The sequence below is a fragment of the Pseudomonas sp. LBUM1679 genome (assembly GCF_059695565.1).
Genome location: NZ_CP166774.1, coordinates 477,203 through 494,380 on the forward strand (window position 1 = coordinate 477,203; position 17,178 = coordinate 494,380).

Consider the following 17,178-nt stretch of genomic DNA (forward strand, 5'->3'; position numbering starts at 1 on the left):
AGAGGCTAGACCCCTGTGGCATTGACGATTCTTGGCCTGTCCGGCGCCCTTAGCCATGATCCTTCCGCCGCCCTGTACATCGACGGCAAGCTGGTCGCGGCGGCTGAAGAAGAGCGCTTTGTTCGCGATAAACATGCAAAGAACCGCATGCCTTACGAATCGGCGAAATTCTGTCTCGAGCAGGCCGGCATCAAGCCGTCCGATGTTGACGTGGTAGCGATTCCATTCGCGCCGATCAGCCTGTTCGGCAAGGCCCGCTGGCAGTACGCCAAGCGTTACTGGTACGCCCCGGACCGCGCCCTTGACGCCATCCTGATGGGCAACCGTCGCTACAAGCGCTACCGCAACAAGATTGTCTGGTGCCTCGAGCAACTGGGCTTCGATCCGAAGAAGATCAAGATCGAGCCGGTCGAACACCACCTGGCCCACGCCTCCAGTGCATACCACTGCTCCGGCTTCAAAGAGAAAACCGCGATCCTGGGGATCGACGGCAAGGGTGAGTACGCCACGACCTTCTTCGGTTACGGCGAAAACGGCAAGATCCACAAGATCAAGGAGTTCTTCGATCCGGACTCCCTCGGCGGCCTGTATGGCGCGATCACCGAGTTCCTCGGTTTCGAGATGCTCGATGGCGAGTTCAAGGTCATGGGCATGGCGCCGTACGGCGATGCCAGCAAATACGATTTTTCGCGGCTGGCCTCGTTCGAGAACGGCGAGCTGGTGATCAACACCGAGTACGCCAACGTCATCGGCCTGCGTCGTTATAAGGAAAAGGGCAAGGGCTTCTATTTCTCGCCGAAGCTGATCGAGTGGCTGGGTCCCAAACGCGAAGGCGACATCGCCGACGAGCCGTACATCCACTACGCTGCGAGCATGCAGGCGCTGTTCGAAAAGCTGGCGTTGCAGATGATCGACCATTACCTGGGCGATGTGCTCAAGGAAACCGGCAAGCTGGCCTACGCTGGCGGCTGTGCGTTGAACGTCAAGCTCAACCAGAAAATCATCGCGCGCGATGACGTCAAGGAACTGTTCGTCCAGCCTGCGTCCGGCGATGCCGGCACCGCGGTCGGCGCGGCGGCTTACGTGTCCCACGCCCGTGGGGTACCGGTCGAGAAGATGGAACACGTCTACCTCGGTCCGTCCTACAGCAACGAAGACGTGATCGCCGCCTGCGCCCGTCACCCGAGCAAGCCTGAATGGCGCAAGCTCGAGAACATGCCGGAAAACATCGCCAAAATCATGGTCGATGGCAACCCGGTGGCCTGGTTCCAGGGGCGCATGGAGTTCGGTCCGCGTGCCCTGGGCGGTCGCTCGATCATCGGCTGCCCGAGCGCCGTTGGCGTGGCTGACCGGATCAACCACCAGATCAAGTTCCGCGAGCGCTGGAGGCCTTTCTGCCCGTCGATGCTCGACACCGTCGCACCACAGATGATCAAGATCGATCACCCGGCGCCCTTCATGACCTTCACCTTTGAAGTGGCTGAAGAGTGGAAGACCCGCGTGCCCGAAGTCGTTCACGAAGACGGCACCTCCCGGGCCCAGGTGCTCAAGCGCGAATACAACCCGCGCTACTACGACATGATGAAGGCGCTGGAAGTGCTGACCGGTAACGGCGTCTCGCTGAACACCTCGCTCAACCGTCGTGGCGAACCGATGATCTGCTCGCCGACCGATGCCCTGAACATGTTCTACGGTTCCGATCTACAGTATTTGATCATGGAAGACATCCTGGTGGTCAAAGAGGGCGCGAACGCATATGACACGCTCGGCTGAACGCCATGTGCTGCAGTTCTGTCACGGCTATGACGGGCCGTTCCTGGACTGCGCCCGGCAGTACGCCAGCCTGTTCGCGGGGACCGGTTATCGGGTGACCACGGTGTTTCTGACCGGGGTTGCCGATGCCGAAGTCGCCGCGGGTTGCGCTTCCGATGAAGTGCTGTTCATGGAATACAGCTCCAAGGCCATTCGCGGCCTGAAGCTGGGCGCCATCGGCGATCTGCGCAAGATCGCCGCCTCGCGCAATTTCAGTTTCTGTATTGCGCACCGATTCAAGCCGATTTATATCGCCTTGCTCGGCACGTCGTTGCCGGTGATTGGCGTGCATCATGCGTTTGACGATTACAAGCGCGGCACACGCAAACTCTTCGCCAATTTTTTCCGCAAGCGCCTGAGCCTGCTTGGCGTTTCCGATGCGGTGCGTGACGACATGCGCAGTTGCCTGCCGAAATGGCCGGCCGCGCGGATACAAACGCTCTACAACCGGATCGATGTCCAGGCCTTGCAGGAGCGCCAGGTGTCGGTTCGCGAAGCTCGTGAAGTCCTCGGTCTGTCGATGGATGCCTGGATCGTCGGCAACGTCGGGCGACTGCACCCTGACAAGGATCAGGACACGCTGCTGCAAGGTTTTGCCACAGCGTTGCCGGGTTTGCCGGTCAACAGCCAACTGGTGATTCTCGGTGCCGGTCGACTGGAACAGGACCTCAAGGCCCTGGCGCGTGAGCTGGGCATCGGCGACCGCGTGCTGTTCCTCGGTCAGGTGCCCGAGGCCCGGCGTTATTTCCGTGCCTTCGATGCATTTGCCCTGAGCTCCGATCACGAACCGTTCGGCATGGTGTTGCTGGAGGCCATGGCCGCCGGTGTGCCGCTGCTCGCCACGGCGTGTGGCGGCGCGAAGGAAGTGGTCGAAGGCGTAGGCATTCTGTTCCCGCTGGGCGATGCCGGGCGTTTGGCCCAAGGGCTGCAACATCTGGCCGCAATGGACGAGCAGCAACGTCACCAGTGTGCCGAGCTGATGCTCGACCGCTTGCAAGAGCGCTTCTCCGACCGCGCGGTGCGTGACGCCTTCTGGCGTTTGCCGCCTGTTACCGAACTGGCACCGAGGGGCTGATGCTCAACCGATTTCAAGGCTGGCGCGAACGTGGCTGGACGGCAGTCGACGCCTCGACTTACGCCGAGGCCTGGCAACGTTATGGCGGCAGCGTCGCCACTCATCCCATGGTGGTCGAGCGGCTGGCGCAGTTGGCTGACATCCCGGTGCGTTACCTGGCCTGGGAGCAGCACGGCGAAGTCAAAGCCGCGATCCCGACCTGGGGTCGCGACCTGGCCTTATCCAAGGATGTGCTCAAGCGCCAAGGCAAAAAGGGCTTGTTCGACCTCGGCAATGCCGAATTCATTCTGCCGGCCGCTGCCGATGCCCAGGCCCCGCTGCGTCATCGCGGGCGCTATCTGTCGGCGCTGAATGAAGGCCGCTTTACCGGCATCAGGTTGCAGGCCGAACAACTGGCCATGGCCCGCACTCCCGAAGAACTGTCGAAGAAGTTCCGCTACAACCAGCGCCGCGAATTGCGTTTGCTGGAAGAGGCGGGCGGGGTGGTGCGGCCGGTTACCGAGTTTTCCAGCAGCGAACTGGCGGCCATCTATTGCGACCTGTTCCAGCGTCGTTGGGGGTTCCCGGCGACGGGCGCCGAACGCATGGCCGAGGTCATCGAGTTGCTGCGTGACCTTTTGATCGGCTCGGTGATTTTCCTCAACGATGCGCCGATAGCTATTCAACTGGTCTACCGTGTGGAGACACCCCAGTGGATCAGCGTCGAGTACATCAACGGCGGCGTCGATCCCGAAACCCGTGAGTTCAGTCCCGGCAGCGTCTTGAGTTTTCTCAACACCCAGAGCGCCTGGGAGCATGCCCGGGCGCTGGACAAACCCCTGCGCTTTTCTTTCGGGCGCGCCGACCGTGAATACAAGGATCGCTGGTGCAACCCTGTGCCGGTGTTCACCGTATGAGCCAGCCCATGAATCGCAAACAGCAACTGCTCAAGCGCCATCGGCGCAACAAACGCATCGGCCTGTTGATTGCACTGGTGCTGTTGATTGCCTGCGGCGTGCTGGTGGTCTGGTGGCTGCCGGTGGTGCTCGCGGTTCTGGGCTGGATTGCCCACGAGGCCTGGTTTGCCGACCATCTGTTTTATTCACCCACAGACGATTATCAGTACAGCTTCCCACCGTACACCCAGCAGCCCAAGGTGCACCTGGACGGGGACCGGTTGCGGCTGGACGAGGGCGTGATGCTGGTCGACAACGCCACCCTGATATTGGCACTGCGGATAAAAAGCACCTGGCTGGGACGCTTTATCGATCCCGTTGTCGAGCTCGCGGGTGGTGCTGATCCGGACCGTCAGACCTTTGAGCGTGGCGTCGATGGTTTGCGTTACCTCAATCTTACGGGGCAGGCCTCTGTGCTCTCGCAAGGTGAGTTGCGTCTGCGCGGACGTTTCTGCCGATTGCTCGGCGAGCCGGTGCTCTCGGCGTTTGAACATCCGGATTACAGCCGTCAGCGGGTAATGGTGATCGCGCCCCACGCCGACGACGCCGAGCTGGCCGCATTCGGCTTGTACAGCGGCGCCGAACAAAGCTGGATCGTGACCATCACCGCCGGTGAAATCGAGGCCGGGCACTACCGGCAGATGGGGCTTGATGGCGTCGAAGCGTCTCGACTGAAGGGCTCGCTGCGCGCCTGGGACAGTGTCAGCGTGCCGTTGTGGGGCGGCGTGCCTCAGCAGCGCTGTATTCAACTGGGCTACTTCTGCCTGCAGTTGCCTGCCATGCAGAGCGCACCGACCGAGGCCGTAGCGTCCCGTGAGGCACAGCTGGGCGATACCCGATATTTCCGCCGATTCAATCCATTTGCCTTGGGCAGTGACGTTGATGGCGTGCCGTCCTGGAATAATCTACTGGCTGATCTGCGTGAGTTGATCGAACGCATCGAGCCTCAGATCATTGTCTTGCCGCACCCGCGCTTCGATCCCCATCCGGACCACCTGTGTTCGCAGCAGGCGGTGATGCAGGCATTGAGCGGCACGGCGTGGCAGCCCGAAACATTGCTGCATTACGCCAATCACCTGCACGACAACGATCGCTGGCCAATGGGCGACGCGGGCACGGGTGTGGCACTGCCGCCACAGATCGGGGCACATGAATCGTTGCGTCCCTGGACGCTGTGTCTGTCGACCGACAGCCAGTGGCGCAAGGCTATGTCGCTGGGCATGATGCACGACCTTCAGCCCCGGCCTCCCTTCAAGCGCCTGCTGCGCCGAGCGATACAACGTTACCTGGCGGCTCGCCGCTGGCGGGCGTTCGGCGAAAACGATTTTCTGCGTAAAACGGTACGACGCCACGAGTTGTTCTGGGTCCAAGAGTTGTCTGGAAAGAGAGAGTCCAATTGAAAGTCCTGTTTCTGGTGCAGAAAGAGCAGCGGGCGATTCTCGATCGTCTGTATGACGGCATCGCCGAGCATTGCGAGTGCGACAAGCGCGAACTGTCCAGTGAAGAGCAGGACGACTTGCGTGGGTATTTCCGCAAGCATGTCGATGTGACCCGTTATGACCGTATCGTGTTTTTTCTGCGCTTCAAAAAAGAAATCAGGCAGGTAAGGTTCATCCAGACCGTGCCCAACCTGGTCATTCTTGAGCACGATGCCTACCAGAATTACATTCCGTGCAAATACACCGGCAAGTTCAGCGCCCATTACCGCAAGCTGCCCTGGGCGCGGGTGATCAGCTCCGGTTTCATGGTCAGCGAGCGCTTGCGCGCAGAGGGCTTTGACGCAGTATTCGTTCCGAAGGGCTACGACCAGACGTTGCTGCAGGACCAGGGTCGTGAACGGGATATCGAGCTGGCGTTTGTCGGCAGCACCAACAGTGTCGCCTACAGTGGCCGCAAGGCGCTGCTCGATGAGTTGGGGCGAGTCGAATCGATGGTCGTGACGCGCACCAAATCCGGTGAAGAGTACTGTGACACACTCAACCGCATTCGCTTCTTCGTCAGCGCCGATGTCGGTATGGGCGAGTTCATGATCAAGAACTTCGAGGCCATGGCGTGCGGCTGTGTGTTGCTGGCCTACGATCAGGGCTCGGCGGAAAGCAGCGCGCTGGGTTTGCAGGACATGCATAATGTGGTGCTCTATCAAGATGTCCCGCAGCTCCAGCAGAAGCTGGCCATATTGCGAGCCGACCCGGAGCGTGCGCAGCGCATCGCCGCCAATGGTCGAGAACTGGCGATCAGCCAGTTCAGTTTTGCGCGGATTGGCCAGCGTATCGTCGAAGCGCTCGAGCCTGCACTGCGCCCTGGTGCGCCGCTGGGACTGCTGGAAAAAGTGCGCCTGAAACTGGGCGTTTGACAAGGGTTGGTCAGCCATTGAGATGGTTGGCACTTTGACTTTTAATCGGGAATCAGGTGCACTTTTCTAAAGAAAGTAACATCACATTAGTGGTCACCAGCTGTGGCCGCCTGGACCTGCTCAAAATAACTCTCGAGAGTTTTGACCGGTTCAATACAGCCGCCATCCGCGAAGTCTTCATCACTGAAGATGCAGGGGATGATCAGGTGCACTCGGTTATTCCCGCCCATTGGAAAGATCACTGCACGGTGTTCGTCAATCGCCCGAAGCTCGGCCAGTTGGCGTCGATCGATCTGGCGTACGAACACGTCAGCACGCCCTACATCTTTCATTGCGAAGATGACTGGGAGTTCTATCGCCCGGGGTTTGTGGAAGACTCCATAACCATCCTCGAGTTGCGCCCGGAAATTCTCCAGGTGTGGTTGCGTAACTATATTTACGATCTGTGTGTTCACAGCCCCTACATTCACCTCGGCGCACGTGAAATTATCGGTGGGGTGCCGTGTTACCCGCTAATCTCCGATAAACCCGAATGGCAGAGTTTTTCGCTGAATCCCGGGCTGCGTCGCATGAAGGAATATCGACTCTGCGCCCCATTTGCCGAACACGGTGGGGAAAAGGCGTTGTCGCAGCGTTATGCACAGCTCGATCTGACTGCCGTGACGCTGGAAGGGGATGCCGTTCGGCATACCGGATTTGGCCTCCATGTACAGACGTCGGTTGAACGTCGGCGCAAGGTGCGCCGCAGTCGACGTGACCATGTGAAGTCCGGATTGTTTCTATTGCTGGGAGTCTGCATTGGCTGGTTCATCAACTAAGTGCACCGCTTGTCACCCGGGACCCTTGCATTGGCTTGTTGCTCTATGAATATCCTTAACGTCATGTGGTCCGGTGGTGCTCCCTACGCATCGATTCACAAGGTTCATCAGCAAATTCTCTCGCAGGCTGGCCCCACTGCATCAGTGAAGACCTGGTTGCTGCAAGGCAGCATGTCCGAGTGCGGGCAGAGCGTTGGCGACGCCCGGGAATGGAAACTGTCCTCTGCCCGCTTGAAAGGGCGGCATTTCTGGCGGCTGACGAAGCCCTGGATGCAGGCCGGTTTTCAGAAGGCGCTCATGCAGAGCGAGGCGCGCCTGCTGCTGCTCGATGGTTTGGGCGTCGCGCGCACGCTGTTGCCGCTTCTCAAAACACTGCCACATATCCGCGCGGTGGTGATTTTTCATGGTTCTACGCGTCTGCGTGCTGCGGATCGAGCGCTCTTTGAGCAGCTCACTGCGTCTTCCCGGCTGACCTTGGTTGCAGTGTCCAATACCTTGGCCACCCAGTTGAGCGGCGACCTCCAATTGCCCGTGATGACCCTGCGCAGTGCGTTCGACCCCGCCTCCTTCCGTTCGGCAGTGCTCCCGCGAGAGCAGGCCCGTGCCCGGTTGGGATTGCCCCTGGATAATACGCCGGTGCTTGGTGCGGTCGGACGATTCGAGGACAAGAAGGGTTTTGCGTGTCTGTTCGAGGCCTTTACTTCGGCCTTGCAGCAACGACCCGATCTGCGCCTGGTGATCATTGGCGAAGGATCGACCCGAGCAGCGCTGCAGGCTCGCATCGACCACCTGGGATTGAATGCCCGTGTCTCGTTGCCAGGTCACCTCAACGAGGCTGCGCAGCTTTACAGCGCCTTCGACTGGGTCGCAATCCCTTCACTCAGCGAGGGGCTGGGGTTGATCATGCAAGAGGCCGTGATGGCGGGCGTGCCGGTCATGTCCAGCGAATTGGCGGTGTTCCGCGAGCAGTTGGCTCATACGGGCTGGTACGCCCCCGTCGATGATGTCAGTGCCTGGCGCGATGCCATCGTGCGCGCGTTCAGCGTCTGCGGGAAAAACGTCGCCGCGGAGCAATACCTGGAACTGGCGCCGGACCAGGCCTGGTCGGATTTCAGTCAAGTCGCCCGCCGATTGCTCTCATGACGGCAGAACGGCTTGCTCCAGCGCTTGCATTGGAAAGCTGCCGTTCAGGTTCTCTCGTGCAATATAGCGGGCGAAGTGTTGCAGGTTGCGCTTGATCAGATGCCTGGGCAGCGGTGCCCGCATGAAACGCATGTCCGCCACATCGATCAGGCCCATTCGATTGTCCGGTGTCACCACGATGTTTCCCAGGTGCAATGAACGAAAGTAGATCCCCGACGAATGAAGACTGCGTATCAGGCCCGCCAGAGCAGGTAGGGCCTCCTGCCAGTTGAAACCGTCCTTGTCGGCAATCTGGCGCAGAGTTTCTCCGGGCAGAGGCCGGTAAAGCACAGCCGTCATGCCTGGGGCTTGCAGTCGGAAGAACTGCAGGACCTCAAAGGTGGGCACACCCAGTTTTTGCAGTTCGATGGCATTGTCGATGAAGCGCTTCGAATACGGACGAAACATGGCGGAGGAAAAAATACGCTTGCGCCGGAACAGTTTGAGGATATTCCCGTCCTGCAACAGGTAGACTTTCGGGCCGAAGCTATCGGCCTCCAGTATTCTGGCGCCTTCAATCATTCGATTTAAAGCGTCTTGCGCAAGTCGGGAGCATTGCATCGTAGGAAGCCTTGTTGGAATAGCGGGGCACAGTGGCGGGCAATGATGCCGAAAAGTTTCAGTTTTAACCATGCCGGGTTAGGCGGGGCGAACCAATCAAGGAGCACATTGATGCAGGAAACACGCTGGGCGCAAGCATGGATGACGATCGGTCTGCTGTGGTTCCTGTTGGCCATCGCCGTTGCGCCTACCAATAAACTCTATCAGCAGGGCCTGGTCGCAACGCTCTGGCTGCCGGCCATAATGTTCGCCTGGTCATCACGGGCCAGGCTCGCAGAACTGCTCGATAAACAGCGCTGGGTCTACCTGCCATTGCTCGGTCTGATGGTCTGGTCATTGATCAGCCTTTCATGGACCAACGCCGAGGACGCGGGTCGCGAAGCCAAGCGTTTGTTGTATATCAGTGTGTTTCTGCTGTTCTTCCCGGTCTTTGCCAATGCCCGACCCGAGCGGGTCATACGCGTCATGCAATGGGGCGGCTTGGGGTTGGCGTTGACTGCGTTGGCGGCGATGGTCAGGTTTTACATGATCAATGGCAACGTCTGGTATGCGCGCGTCGAGGGGTTGGGCGAGTTGGCTCATCCGATTCTGGGGGGGTATGTCATCGGGCTGGCGGCCGTGTGGCTTGTGCATTGGGTCCCACGGGATCGCTGGCTGCAAGCGGTCTGGGCGCTCGCGCTAGGGTTGCTGGGGGTATTTGTAGTGCTTAGCCAGAGCCGTGGTGCGGCGTTGGCGTTGTTTCTGACGTTGCTCGCCATGCCCATCTGGTGCCGTGATCGTCGCAGCCGGATCATTGCCGTGTCGGCATTGACAGTCGCGATGCTGGCTTTCTGGTTTCTCGAGCCTTTGGTGTTGGCCCGTGGTGTTTCCTATCGTCCGCAAATCCTGATGGCAAGCCTGCAAATGATCGCCGAACATCCGTGGCAGGGGTTGGGGCTGGGTGGCGCCTACAGAGTGTTCGCCGACGGCATCTACTTTGACCATGCCCATAACCTGTTCACCCATGTCGCTATCGAGCTGGGCCTGCCGGGCCTGTTATTGTGGTGCGCGGCATGGATTGCAATCCTGTATCAAGCCTGGAAGGCCCGGGAAACACTCTATGGCCAAGGTGTCATCGGCATCTGGCTATTTTCGTCCCTGGCCATGCAATTCGACGCGGCCAGTCTGACCGGAACGCCAAGGGCAGAGTGGTTCATCAGTTGGTTGCCCGTAGGTCTGGCCGGTGTTTTGGTATGGGCGCGGGCCGATTCCGGCGCTTGTGATAAAATTTCGCGTTCTTCCTAATCAGTGAGCTCTACGATGAGTGACGCACCGCCCAAAGCGGGACAGGATTCCAGCTTGAAAATCTATTTTCGGCTGTTGGGGTATGTAAAACCCTATACCGGCCTTTTCCTGCTGAGTATCGTGGGCTTCGTGATATTTGCCTCCACTCAGCCCATGCTGGCGGGGATCCTCAAATATTTCGTCGATGGCCTGAGCAATCCTGAAGCGGTGCTCTTCCCCAACGTCCCCTACCTGAAAGACTTGCAGTTGCTGATGGCCGTGCCGTTGCTGATCATCCTGATCGCCGCGTGGCAAGGCCTGGGGTCATTCCTGGGCAACTACTTCCTGGCAAAGGTTTCCCTGGGCCTGGTCCACGACCTGCGTGTCGAGTTGTTCAACAAGCTGCTGGTACTGCCCAATCGCTATTTCGATACCCACAACTCCGGGCATCTGATCTCGCGCATCACCTTCAACGTGACCATGGTGACCGGCGCAGCCACGGACGCCATCAAGGTGGTCATCCGTGAAGGCCTGACCGTGGTGTTCCTGTTTGCCTATCTGGTGTGGATGAACTGGAAACTGACGATCGTGATGCTGGCGATCTTGCCGGTCATCGCGTTCATGGTTGGCAATACCAGCAAGAAATTTCGCAAGCAGAGCAAGAAGATCCAGGTGGCGATGGGCGACGTGACTCACGTGGCCTCGGAGACCATCCAGGGATATCGCGTAGTGCGCAGCTTCGGTGGCGAGAACTATGAAAAGCGTCGCTTTGCCGAGGCCAGCCAGGGCAACACCGACAAACAATTGCGCATGACCAAGACCGGTGCGGTGTACACGCCCATGCTGCAGTTGGTGATCTATACCGCCATGGCGGTGCTGATGTTCCTGGTGCTGTTTCTGCGCGGCGACGCCTCCGCCGGTGATCTGGTGGCCTACATCACCGCGGCGGGTCTGTTGCCCAAGCCGATTCGACAGCTGTCGGAAGTCAGTTCGACCATCCAGAAAGGCGTCGCCGGTGCCGAAAGCATTTTCGAGCAACTGGACGTCGAACCTGAGGTCGACAACGGCACCGTCGAACGTGATCGCGTGAGCGGCCACCTGGAAGTGCGCAACCTGAGTTTCACCTACCCGGGGACCGAGCGTGAGGTGCTGAAAAACATCAACTTCACCGCGGCGCCGGGGCAAATGATCGCCCTGGTCGGTCGGTCGGGGAGCGGCAAGTCGACCCTGGCCAGCCTGATTCCGCGTTTCTATCACCACGACGTCGGCGAAATCATGCTTGATGACGTGGAAATCGAAGACTATCGCCTGCGCAACCTGCGTCGGCATGTGGCGCAAGTCACGCAGCATGTGACCCTGTTCAACGACACGATTGCCAACAACATCGCCTACGGCGACCTGGCCGATGCACCGCGTGCCGATATCGAGAAGGCCGCCACGGATGCCTACGCGATGGACTTCATCTCGGAAATGCCGCAGGGGCTGGACACTCAGGTCGGGGAAAACGGCGTATTGCTGTCCGGCGGACAGCGTCAACGTCTGGCGATTGCCCGTGCCCTGTTGAAGAATGCACCCTTGCTGATTCTCGACGAAGCGACGTCGGCGCTCGATACCGAGTCCGAGCGGCATATTCAGGCGGCCCTGGATCATGTCATGAAAGGTCGCACCACCCTGGTGATCGCGCACCGCTTGTCGACCATCGAGAAAGCCGATCTGATCCTGGTCATGGACCATGGGGAAATCGTCGAGCGTGGCACCCACGCCCAGCTGCTGGCGCAAAATGGCTACTATTCGCGCCTGCATGCGATGGGGCTGGACGAGCCGGTATCGGCCGGCATCGCCTGAACCGGCGAGAGGGTGGGCCTGGCTCACCCTCTCGCACGCCCGACGTGCAATGCGTCCGGCCAGTTCTCATGATCGGAAAACCCAGCCGAATCATCCCGTTGCAGCCGTCACACAAGCCCACGCCAAGCCTGTGTTAATATCGCGCCCCTGTTCATTTTGTATGTGGGTTGCACCATGAAGTTGTCCATGCCGCGATTCGATCAAGCCCCTGTCTTGGTGGTCGGCGATGTCATGCTCGACCGTTACTGGCATGGTGGTACCTCACGGATTTCCCCTGAGGCGCCGGTACCGGTAGTCAAGGTCGAGCAAATCGAGGACCGCCCGGGCGGTGCCGCCAACGTTGCGTTGAACATTGCCGCCCTCGGTGCCCCGGCGTCGCTGGTCGGCGTCACTGGCGACGATGAAGCCGCCGACAGCCTGGTCAATAGCCTCAAGGGCGCAGGCGTGCGGGCATTGTTCCAGCGCATCGCGCACCAGCCGACCATCGTCAAGCTGCGGGTCATGAGTCGTCACCAGCAACTGCTGCGTATCGACTTTGAAGAACCCTTCGCCACCGACGCCCTGGCGTTGGGCGAGCAGGTCGACGAACTGCTCGAAGGCATCAAGGTGCTGGTACTGTCGGACTATGGCAAAGGCGCGCTGAAAAACCATCAGGTGCTGATCCAGGCCGCCCGTGCCCGTGGCATTCCGGTGCTGGCCGACCCCAAGGGTAAGGATTTCTCCATCTACCGTGGTGCGAGCCTGATCACGCCGAACCTCAGCGAGTTCGAAGCCATCGTCGGTGGCTGCGCCGATGAGCACGAGTTGGTGAGCAAGGGCGCGCAGTTGATGCATGACCTGGACCTCGGCGCATTGCTGGTGACCCGTGGCGAACACGGCATGACCTTGCTGCGTCCGGATCATCCGGCGTTGCACCTGCCGGCCCGTGCCCGTGAAGTGTTCGACGTGACCGGTGCCGGCGACACGGTGATTTCCACCCTGGCGGCAGCGATTGCCGCCGGTGAAGAACTGCCCCACGCGGTGGCCCTGGCCAACCTGGCGGCGGGCATCGTGGTCGGCAAGCTCGGTACGGCGGCCATCAGCGCCCCGGAACTGCGGCGGGCCATCCAGCGTGAAGAAGGTTCCGAGCGCGGCGTGTTGGGTCTCGAGCAGCTGTTGCTGGCGGTCGACGATGCGCGTGCGCACAACGAGAAGATCGTCTTCACCAATGGTTGTTTCGACATTCTGCACGCCGGCCATGTGACCTACCTCGAACAGGCGCGGGCCCAGGGCGATCGTCTGATCGTGGCGGTCAACGACGATGCGTCGGTGAGCCGGCTGAAAGGGCCGGGTCGTCCGATCAACAGCGTCGACCGGCGCATGGCCGTACTGGCGGGTCTGGGCGCTGTGGACTGGGTGATCAGCTTCGCTGAAGGCACTCCGGAAAACCTGCTGCGCGAAGTCAAGCCGGACGTGCTGGTCAAGGGCGGTGATTACGGGATCGAGCAGGTGGTTGGTGCAGACATCGTGACCACGTATGGTGGCATCGTGAAAGTGCTGGGGCTGGTTGAAAACAGCTCGACCACGGCGATTGTCGAGAAGATCCGCAAGTCCGAATGATCGCCCCCTGTAGGAGCTGGCTTGTCGGATCGCCGCACCGCAGCGAAGGTCGTCAACGATAACGCGTGTTTACTGAATCAACGCGGTGTCCTCGAGTCCTTCGCTGGCAAGCCAGCTCCTACAGAGCGGTGTCCTTGAGTCCTTCGCTGCGGTGCGGCGATCCGACAAGCCAGCTCCTACAGGCTGACTTTTTTACGCGGCACGATCTTCTTCAGCAGTTGCTTGGCCTTCCCACGCAACCGCGCCAGACCGGAATCCTTCCCCGGCGGGTTCAACCCCTGCTCCCGCACCCAATCCTTCCAGCGAATCCGCTCATCACGTACCAGCCAGCCTTCCTGTCGGGCGAAGCTTTCTGCCAGGTACAACCCGCGAGTACTCGCCGGGTACAACTGATCCTTTTTCAAAGTAAAGAGCTCAGCCATCGGCTGGCCGTCTTGCAGTGGCATCAAATAAAGGTCGGGACGCTTGCGGTCGAGCCGGGCCACCAGGTGATCGCCTTCCAGTCGCTCGTCGACATGAAACAGGCTCAGGGATTTGGCTTCTTTGGGCACTTCCAGGCGCAGGTCATAGATCAGTTGCAACGACGCCGTCGGCAAGTGCACGTAAGCCCGCGGACGTTCGATCAGTTGCAGGTTGGCGCAACGCACCGGTCGCGCCGCGCCTGACAACGGGGTGAGGCGAAAAGGCATGGCTTCACGGTAATGCAGGGCTGAAGCGTAGGGCGCCGGCAACCACGTGTCGTTGAAGCGTCCGCCCAGCCAGCCTTCCGGCGTTTCCAGCAGGCACTCTTCGGCAATCTCCTGGATCGCGGTGTGCAGCGGCAGGTTCAGTTCGTGGGCCGGCACGTAGCCGGAGATCAACTTGAGCACCACATCGCCGCGATCCTGCCGCCGTTGACGCACCAACACCCAGTAATCGCGATTCTGCCAATGCAGGGTCAAGCGCACCGAGACGCCGAGATTGGCCAGCTCCAGCGCGAAACGTTCGGTGTTGGCTACGGTCACCGGGCGGCGACGTTGCAGGGTCTGGGAAAAATTGAGCGGCATCCCGACGCTCTGATAACTCAAGCCTTCGGGGGTCGCTTCGACGAATAACGGCAGGGTCTTGAAGTTGCTCGGGTTCTTTCTTATGAGCGTACGCGGCATGTCGGCTCCTGCTTAAGGCCGCGTCGGCGGCGTCAGTTTCTACGTAGGACCTGGGCAGCGGTCGCGACGTTGTGGGCGAGGTGCAGCGGATTGATGGTCCCGACAATAGCACTGGCGACACCCGGATGTTCAAACAACAATTCGAAGCTGGCGCGCACCGGGTCCACGCCTGGGCTCAGGCAGACGTGACCGCTGGCGAGGGCTTTTTTAACCAGGATGGCTTTGCCGTGGGCAGCAGCATAGTCAATGACCGGCTTCTCGTTCTGTTCATTCAGATTGTAGGTGACCATGGCGCAATCACCTTGTTCCAGAGCCTTCAAACCGCCTTCGACGGTTTTTCCGGAAAAGCCGAAACCGCGAATCTTGCCTTGGCGCTTGAGCTCGGCAAGGGTTGCATAGGCTTCGCTGTCATTGAGGATCGCCAGGTCGTTGCCATCAGAGTGCACCAGCACCAGGTCAATAAAATCCGTTTCCAGACGTTGCAGGCTGCGTTCCACCGAGAGTCGGGTATGGGCGGCACTGAAATCGTGTCGGGACTGACCGTCGGCAAACTCTTCGCCGACCTTGCTGACGATCACCCAGTCCTGACGCTGGCCACGCAATAACGGGCCAAGGCGTTCTTCGCTGCGGCCATAGGCCGGGGCCGTATCGATCAGGTTGATGCCCAGGTCGCGAGCGAGTTTGAGCAGCATGCGCGCTTCGTCATCGCCGGGGATCTGGAAACCGTTGGGGTACTTCACACCTTGGTCGCGGCCAAGTTTTACCGTGCCCAGGCCCAGGGGCGAAACCAGCAGGCCGGTGCTACCCAGAGGGCGATGCAGATCGTGCAGGGTGGGTTGGCTCATGGCAGCAGTTGTTCCCAGGCTGGAATGCCCATCGGCGGTTTTGGCAGTTCGGGCAGCGGTGCCGGATGGCCTGGCTGGATGCCGTCCCGTTGCAATGAACTGATGACGCGGTCGGCGAAGTCTGGCGCGAGTGCCAGTTTGGTGGGCCAACCGACCAGCAGCCGGCCCTCTTCGGCAAGAAACGCGTTGTCGGGGCGGGTCAATCCGGATTGTAGCGGCTCGGCGCGATCCACGCGCAAGGTCGCCCACTGCGCCGTGCTCAGGTCGATCCATGGCAACAACTGGCCGAGTTCTTTGCGGGCCGTGGCAATTTGCGCGGCGGGATCGCGCGCGACACCTTCGGCTTCGGCAATATCGCCACCCAGGTACCAGACCCATTGTCCGTCGGCAGCCGGGTGCGTGGTCACGGTAATACGCGGTTTGGTACCACCGCCCAGGCAGTGGGCATACAGCGGCTTGAGCCCCGGGCCTTTGGCGATGATCATGTGCAACGGTCGGCGTTGCATGGCGGGATGGGTCAGTCCCAGTGTCTCAAGCAAGGTCGCGGTGCCGGCGCCGGCGCTCAAGACGATGCGCTGGGCGCGGATCTCGCGCTCGTCCACCTTCAGGCCGATCAGCTTCCCACCCTCCAGCAACGGCTCGATCTTCTGCCCGGCGAGCAAGCTGTCTCCCGCCAGATCGGCCAGGCGCTGGATCAGGCTGGGTACGTCGATCACCAGTTCCGCCAGCCGATAGACCTTGCCTTTGAAGCGCTTGTCTTGCAGGGCCGGAGGCAATTGCTCACCGGTGACCTGATCGACGCGACCGCGCACGGCTTTGCTGGCGAAGAAACTGGTGAGATTGCCGGCGAGGGTGCCGGGAGACCAGAGGTAATGCGCTTCGGACAGCAGGCGCACGCCGGACAGGTCCAGCTCACCGTCCCCGGTCAGCGCTTCACGCCAGCGCCGCGGCATGTCGGCGATGGCTTCCGAGGCGCCGGTCAGGGCGCCATGCAGTGCGTACTTGGCGCCGCCGTGGATGATGCCCTGGGATTTCACAGTCTGCCCGCCACCGAGGCTGGCGCTTTCCACCAGCACGGTCGAAAACCCCTGGCGGCGCAGGCGCGCATTCAGCCAGAGCCCGGCGACTCCAGCGCCGACAATCAGAACGTCGGTGGAAATAACGGATGGCATGCAGCGACCTCAGTGTTCAAGACGAGGGCGCAGTATACAGGCTCGACGAAGAGGGGATTTGGTGGTGATCTTTGGGAGGACGCAAAACCTGTGGGAGCGAGCTTGCTCGCGATGGCGTCGGGTCAGTCAACATTGATGTTGAATGCGCTGCCGCTATCGCGAGCAAGCTCGCTCCCACAATTAGATCTCAGTGACCGGCAGTTTTGGAGAACAGTTGGATCACTACGACACCCAGTACGATAAGCGCCATCCCCAGCATCGCCGGCACATCCAGTTTCTGCCCGTAAATAAACAACGCCGCAACGCTGACCATCACGATGCCCATGCCGGCCCAGACGGCGTAGGCCACGCCCACCGGCACGCTGCGCACCACCAGGGTCAGCATCCAGAAGGCGATGCCGTAGCCGACGATCACCAGGATCAGCGGCAACGGCGTGCTGAATCCTTTGACCGCTTTCATCGAAACAGTGGCGATCACTTCGGCGCAGATGGCAATGGCCAGGTAGTAGTAAGCGGTCATAGGTGCATCCTCATGTGAAGTGTTGCTTTGCGAGTTCGGCATTCTAGAGATTC

At 60.4% G+C, this 17,178-nt stretch carries 15 protein-coding genes; 10 read left to right on the forward strand and 5 right to left on the reverse strand.

Going from position 1 to position 17,178, the window contains the following annotated elements; all coding sequences use genetic code 11:
• The first annotated feature begins 15 nt into the window (after window positions 1-15).
• From ACA062_RS02175 to ACA062_RS02205, 7 genes are read left to right on the forward strand one after another with little or no spacing between them, the layout of a single operon-like run.
• On the forward strand, window positions 16-1,773 hold the full coding sequence (locus tag ACA062_RS02175) for a carbamoyltransferase family protein (protein WP_150763473.1): 1,758 nt from the start codon (window positions 16-18) through the stop codon (window positions 1,771-1,773).
• Window positions 1,757-2,887, forward strand: a complete 1,131-nt coding sequence (locus tag ACA062_RS02180; RefSeq protein WP_497455028.1) for a glycosyltransferase — start codon at window positions 1,757-1,759, stop codon at window positions 2,885-2,887. Before ACA062_RS02175 ends, ACA062_RS02180 begins: the two co-directional genes overlap by 17 nt.
• Window positions 2,887-3,783 carry an antimicrobial resistance protein Mig-14 gene (locus tag ACA062_RS02185; RefSeq protein WP_497455029.1) on the forward strand — a complete coding sequence of 299 codons (897 nt, stop codon included), beginning with the start codon at window positions 2,887-2,889 and terminating at the stop codon, window positions 3,781-3,783. The genes ACA062_RS02180 and ACA062_RS02185 overlap by 1 nt, the downstream gene beginning before the upstream one ends.
• A gap of 8 nt (window positions 3,784-3,791) precedes the next feature.
• Window positions 3,792-5,222 carry a PIG-L deacetylase family protein gene (locus ACA062_RS02190; protein ID WP_497455030.1) on the forward strand — a complete coding sequence of 477 codons (1,431 nt, stop codon included), beginning with the start codon at window positions 3,792-3,794 and terminating at the stop codon, window positions 5,220-5,222.
• On the forward strand, window positions 5,219-6,175 hold the full coding sequence (locus ACA062_RS02195; protein ID WP_497455031.1) for a glycosyltransferase family protein: 957 nt from the start codon (window positions 5,219-5,221) through the stop codon (window positions 6,173-6,175). The genes ACA062_RS02190 and ACA062_RS02195 overlap by 4 nt, the downstream gene beginning before the upstream one ends.
• 56 nt (window positions 6,176-6,231) lie before the next feature.
• Window positions 6,232-6,993: a glycosyltransferase family 2 protein gene (locus ACA062_RS02200; RefSeq protein WP_497455032.1), complete on the forward strand. Its 762-nt coding sequence runs from the start codon at window positions 6,232-6,234 to the stop codon at window positions 6,991-6,993.
• A 45-nt stretch (window positions 6,994-7,038) separates the two neighbouring features.
• Window positions 7,039-8,136, forward strand: coding sequence for a glycosyltransferase (locus ACA062_RS02205; RefSeq protein ID WP_497455033.1), 1,098 nt, complete (start codon window positions 7,039-7,041; stop codon window positions 8,134-8,136).
• On the opposite strand, the gene ACA062_RS02210 is transcribed toward ACA062_RS02205, so the two are convergent.
• The gene (locus ACA062_RS02210) at window positions 8,131-8,697 is read right to left on the reverse strand and encodes a BUD32 family EKC/KEOPS complex subunit (protein ID WP_497455034.1); all 567 of its coding nucleotides are present in this window, start codon (window positions 8,695-8,697) and stop codon (window positions 8,131-8,133) included. The two genes, ACA062_RS02205 and ACA062_RS02210, sit on opposite strands and share 6 nt — an antisense overlap.
• Window positions 8,698-8,847: 150 nt before the next feature.
• Between ACA062_RS02210 and ACA062_RS02215 the strand changes: the two genes are divergently transcribed.
• From ACA062_RS02215 to hldE, 3 genes are all read left to right on the forward strand, one after another.
• The gene (locus ACA062_RS02215; protein ID WP_497455035.1) at window positions 8,848-10,020 is read left to right on the forward strand and encodes an O-antigen ligase family protein; all 1,173 of its coding nucleotides are present in this window, start codon (window positions 8,848-8,850) and stop codon (window positions 10,018-10,020) included.
• Between the two features lie 15 nt (window positions 10,021-10,035).
• Entirely contained in the window at window positions 10,036-11,844 is a 1,809-nt protein-coding gene (gene msbA, locus ACA062_RS02220) for a lipid A export permease/ATP-binding protein MsbA (protein WP_497455036.1), read from the forward strand.
• Between the two features lie 174 nt (window positions 11,845-12,018).
• On the forward strand, window positions 12,019-13,443 hold the full coding sequence (hldE, locus tag ACA062_RS02225; RefSeq protein WP_497455037.1) for a bifunctional D-glycero-beta-D-manno-heptose-7-phosphate kinase/D-glycero-beta-D-manno-heptose 1-phosphate adenylyltransferase HldE: 1,425 nt from the start codon (window positions 12,019-12,021) through the stop codon (window positions 13,441-13,443).
• A 176-nt stretch (window positions 13,444-13,619) separates the two neighbouring features.
• On the opposite strand, the gene ACA062_RS02230 is transcribed toward hldE, so the two are convergent.
• From ACA062_RS02230 to ACA062_RS02245, 4 genes are all read right to left on the reverse strand, one after another.
• A complete protein-coding gene (locus tag ACA062_RS02230; protein ID WP_497455038.1) occupies window positions 13,620-14,588 on the reverse strand; it encodes a metal ABC transporter ATPase in 969 nt (322 codons plus the stop codon).
• Window positions 14,589-14,620: 32 nt separating this feature from the next.
• Window positions 14,621-15,433 (reverse strand): aldo/keto reductase, encoded by an 813-nt coding sequence (locus tag ACA062_RS02235; protein WP_497455039.1) that lies wholly within the window; start codon window positions 15,431-15,433, stop codon window positions 14,621-14,623.
• Entirely contained in the window at window positions 15,430-16,605 is a 1,176-nt protein-coding gene (locus tag ACA062_RS02240; protein ID WP_497455040.1) for an NAD(P)/FAD-dependent oxidoreductase, read from the reverse strand. Before ACA062_RS02240 ends, ACA062_RS02235 begins: the two co-directional genes overlap by 4 nt.
• A 187-nt stretch (window positions 16,606-16,792) precedes the next feature.
• On the reverse strand, window positions 16,793-17,125 hold the full coding sequence (locus ACA062_RS02245; protein ID WP_008027887.1) for a DMT family transporter: 333 nt from the start codon (window positions 17,123-17,125) through the stop codon (window positions 16,793-16,795).
• Window positions 17,126-17,178: the final 53 nt, after the last annotated feature.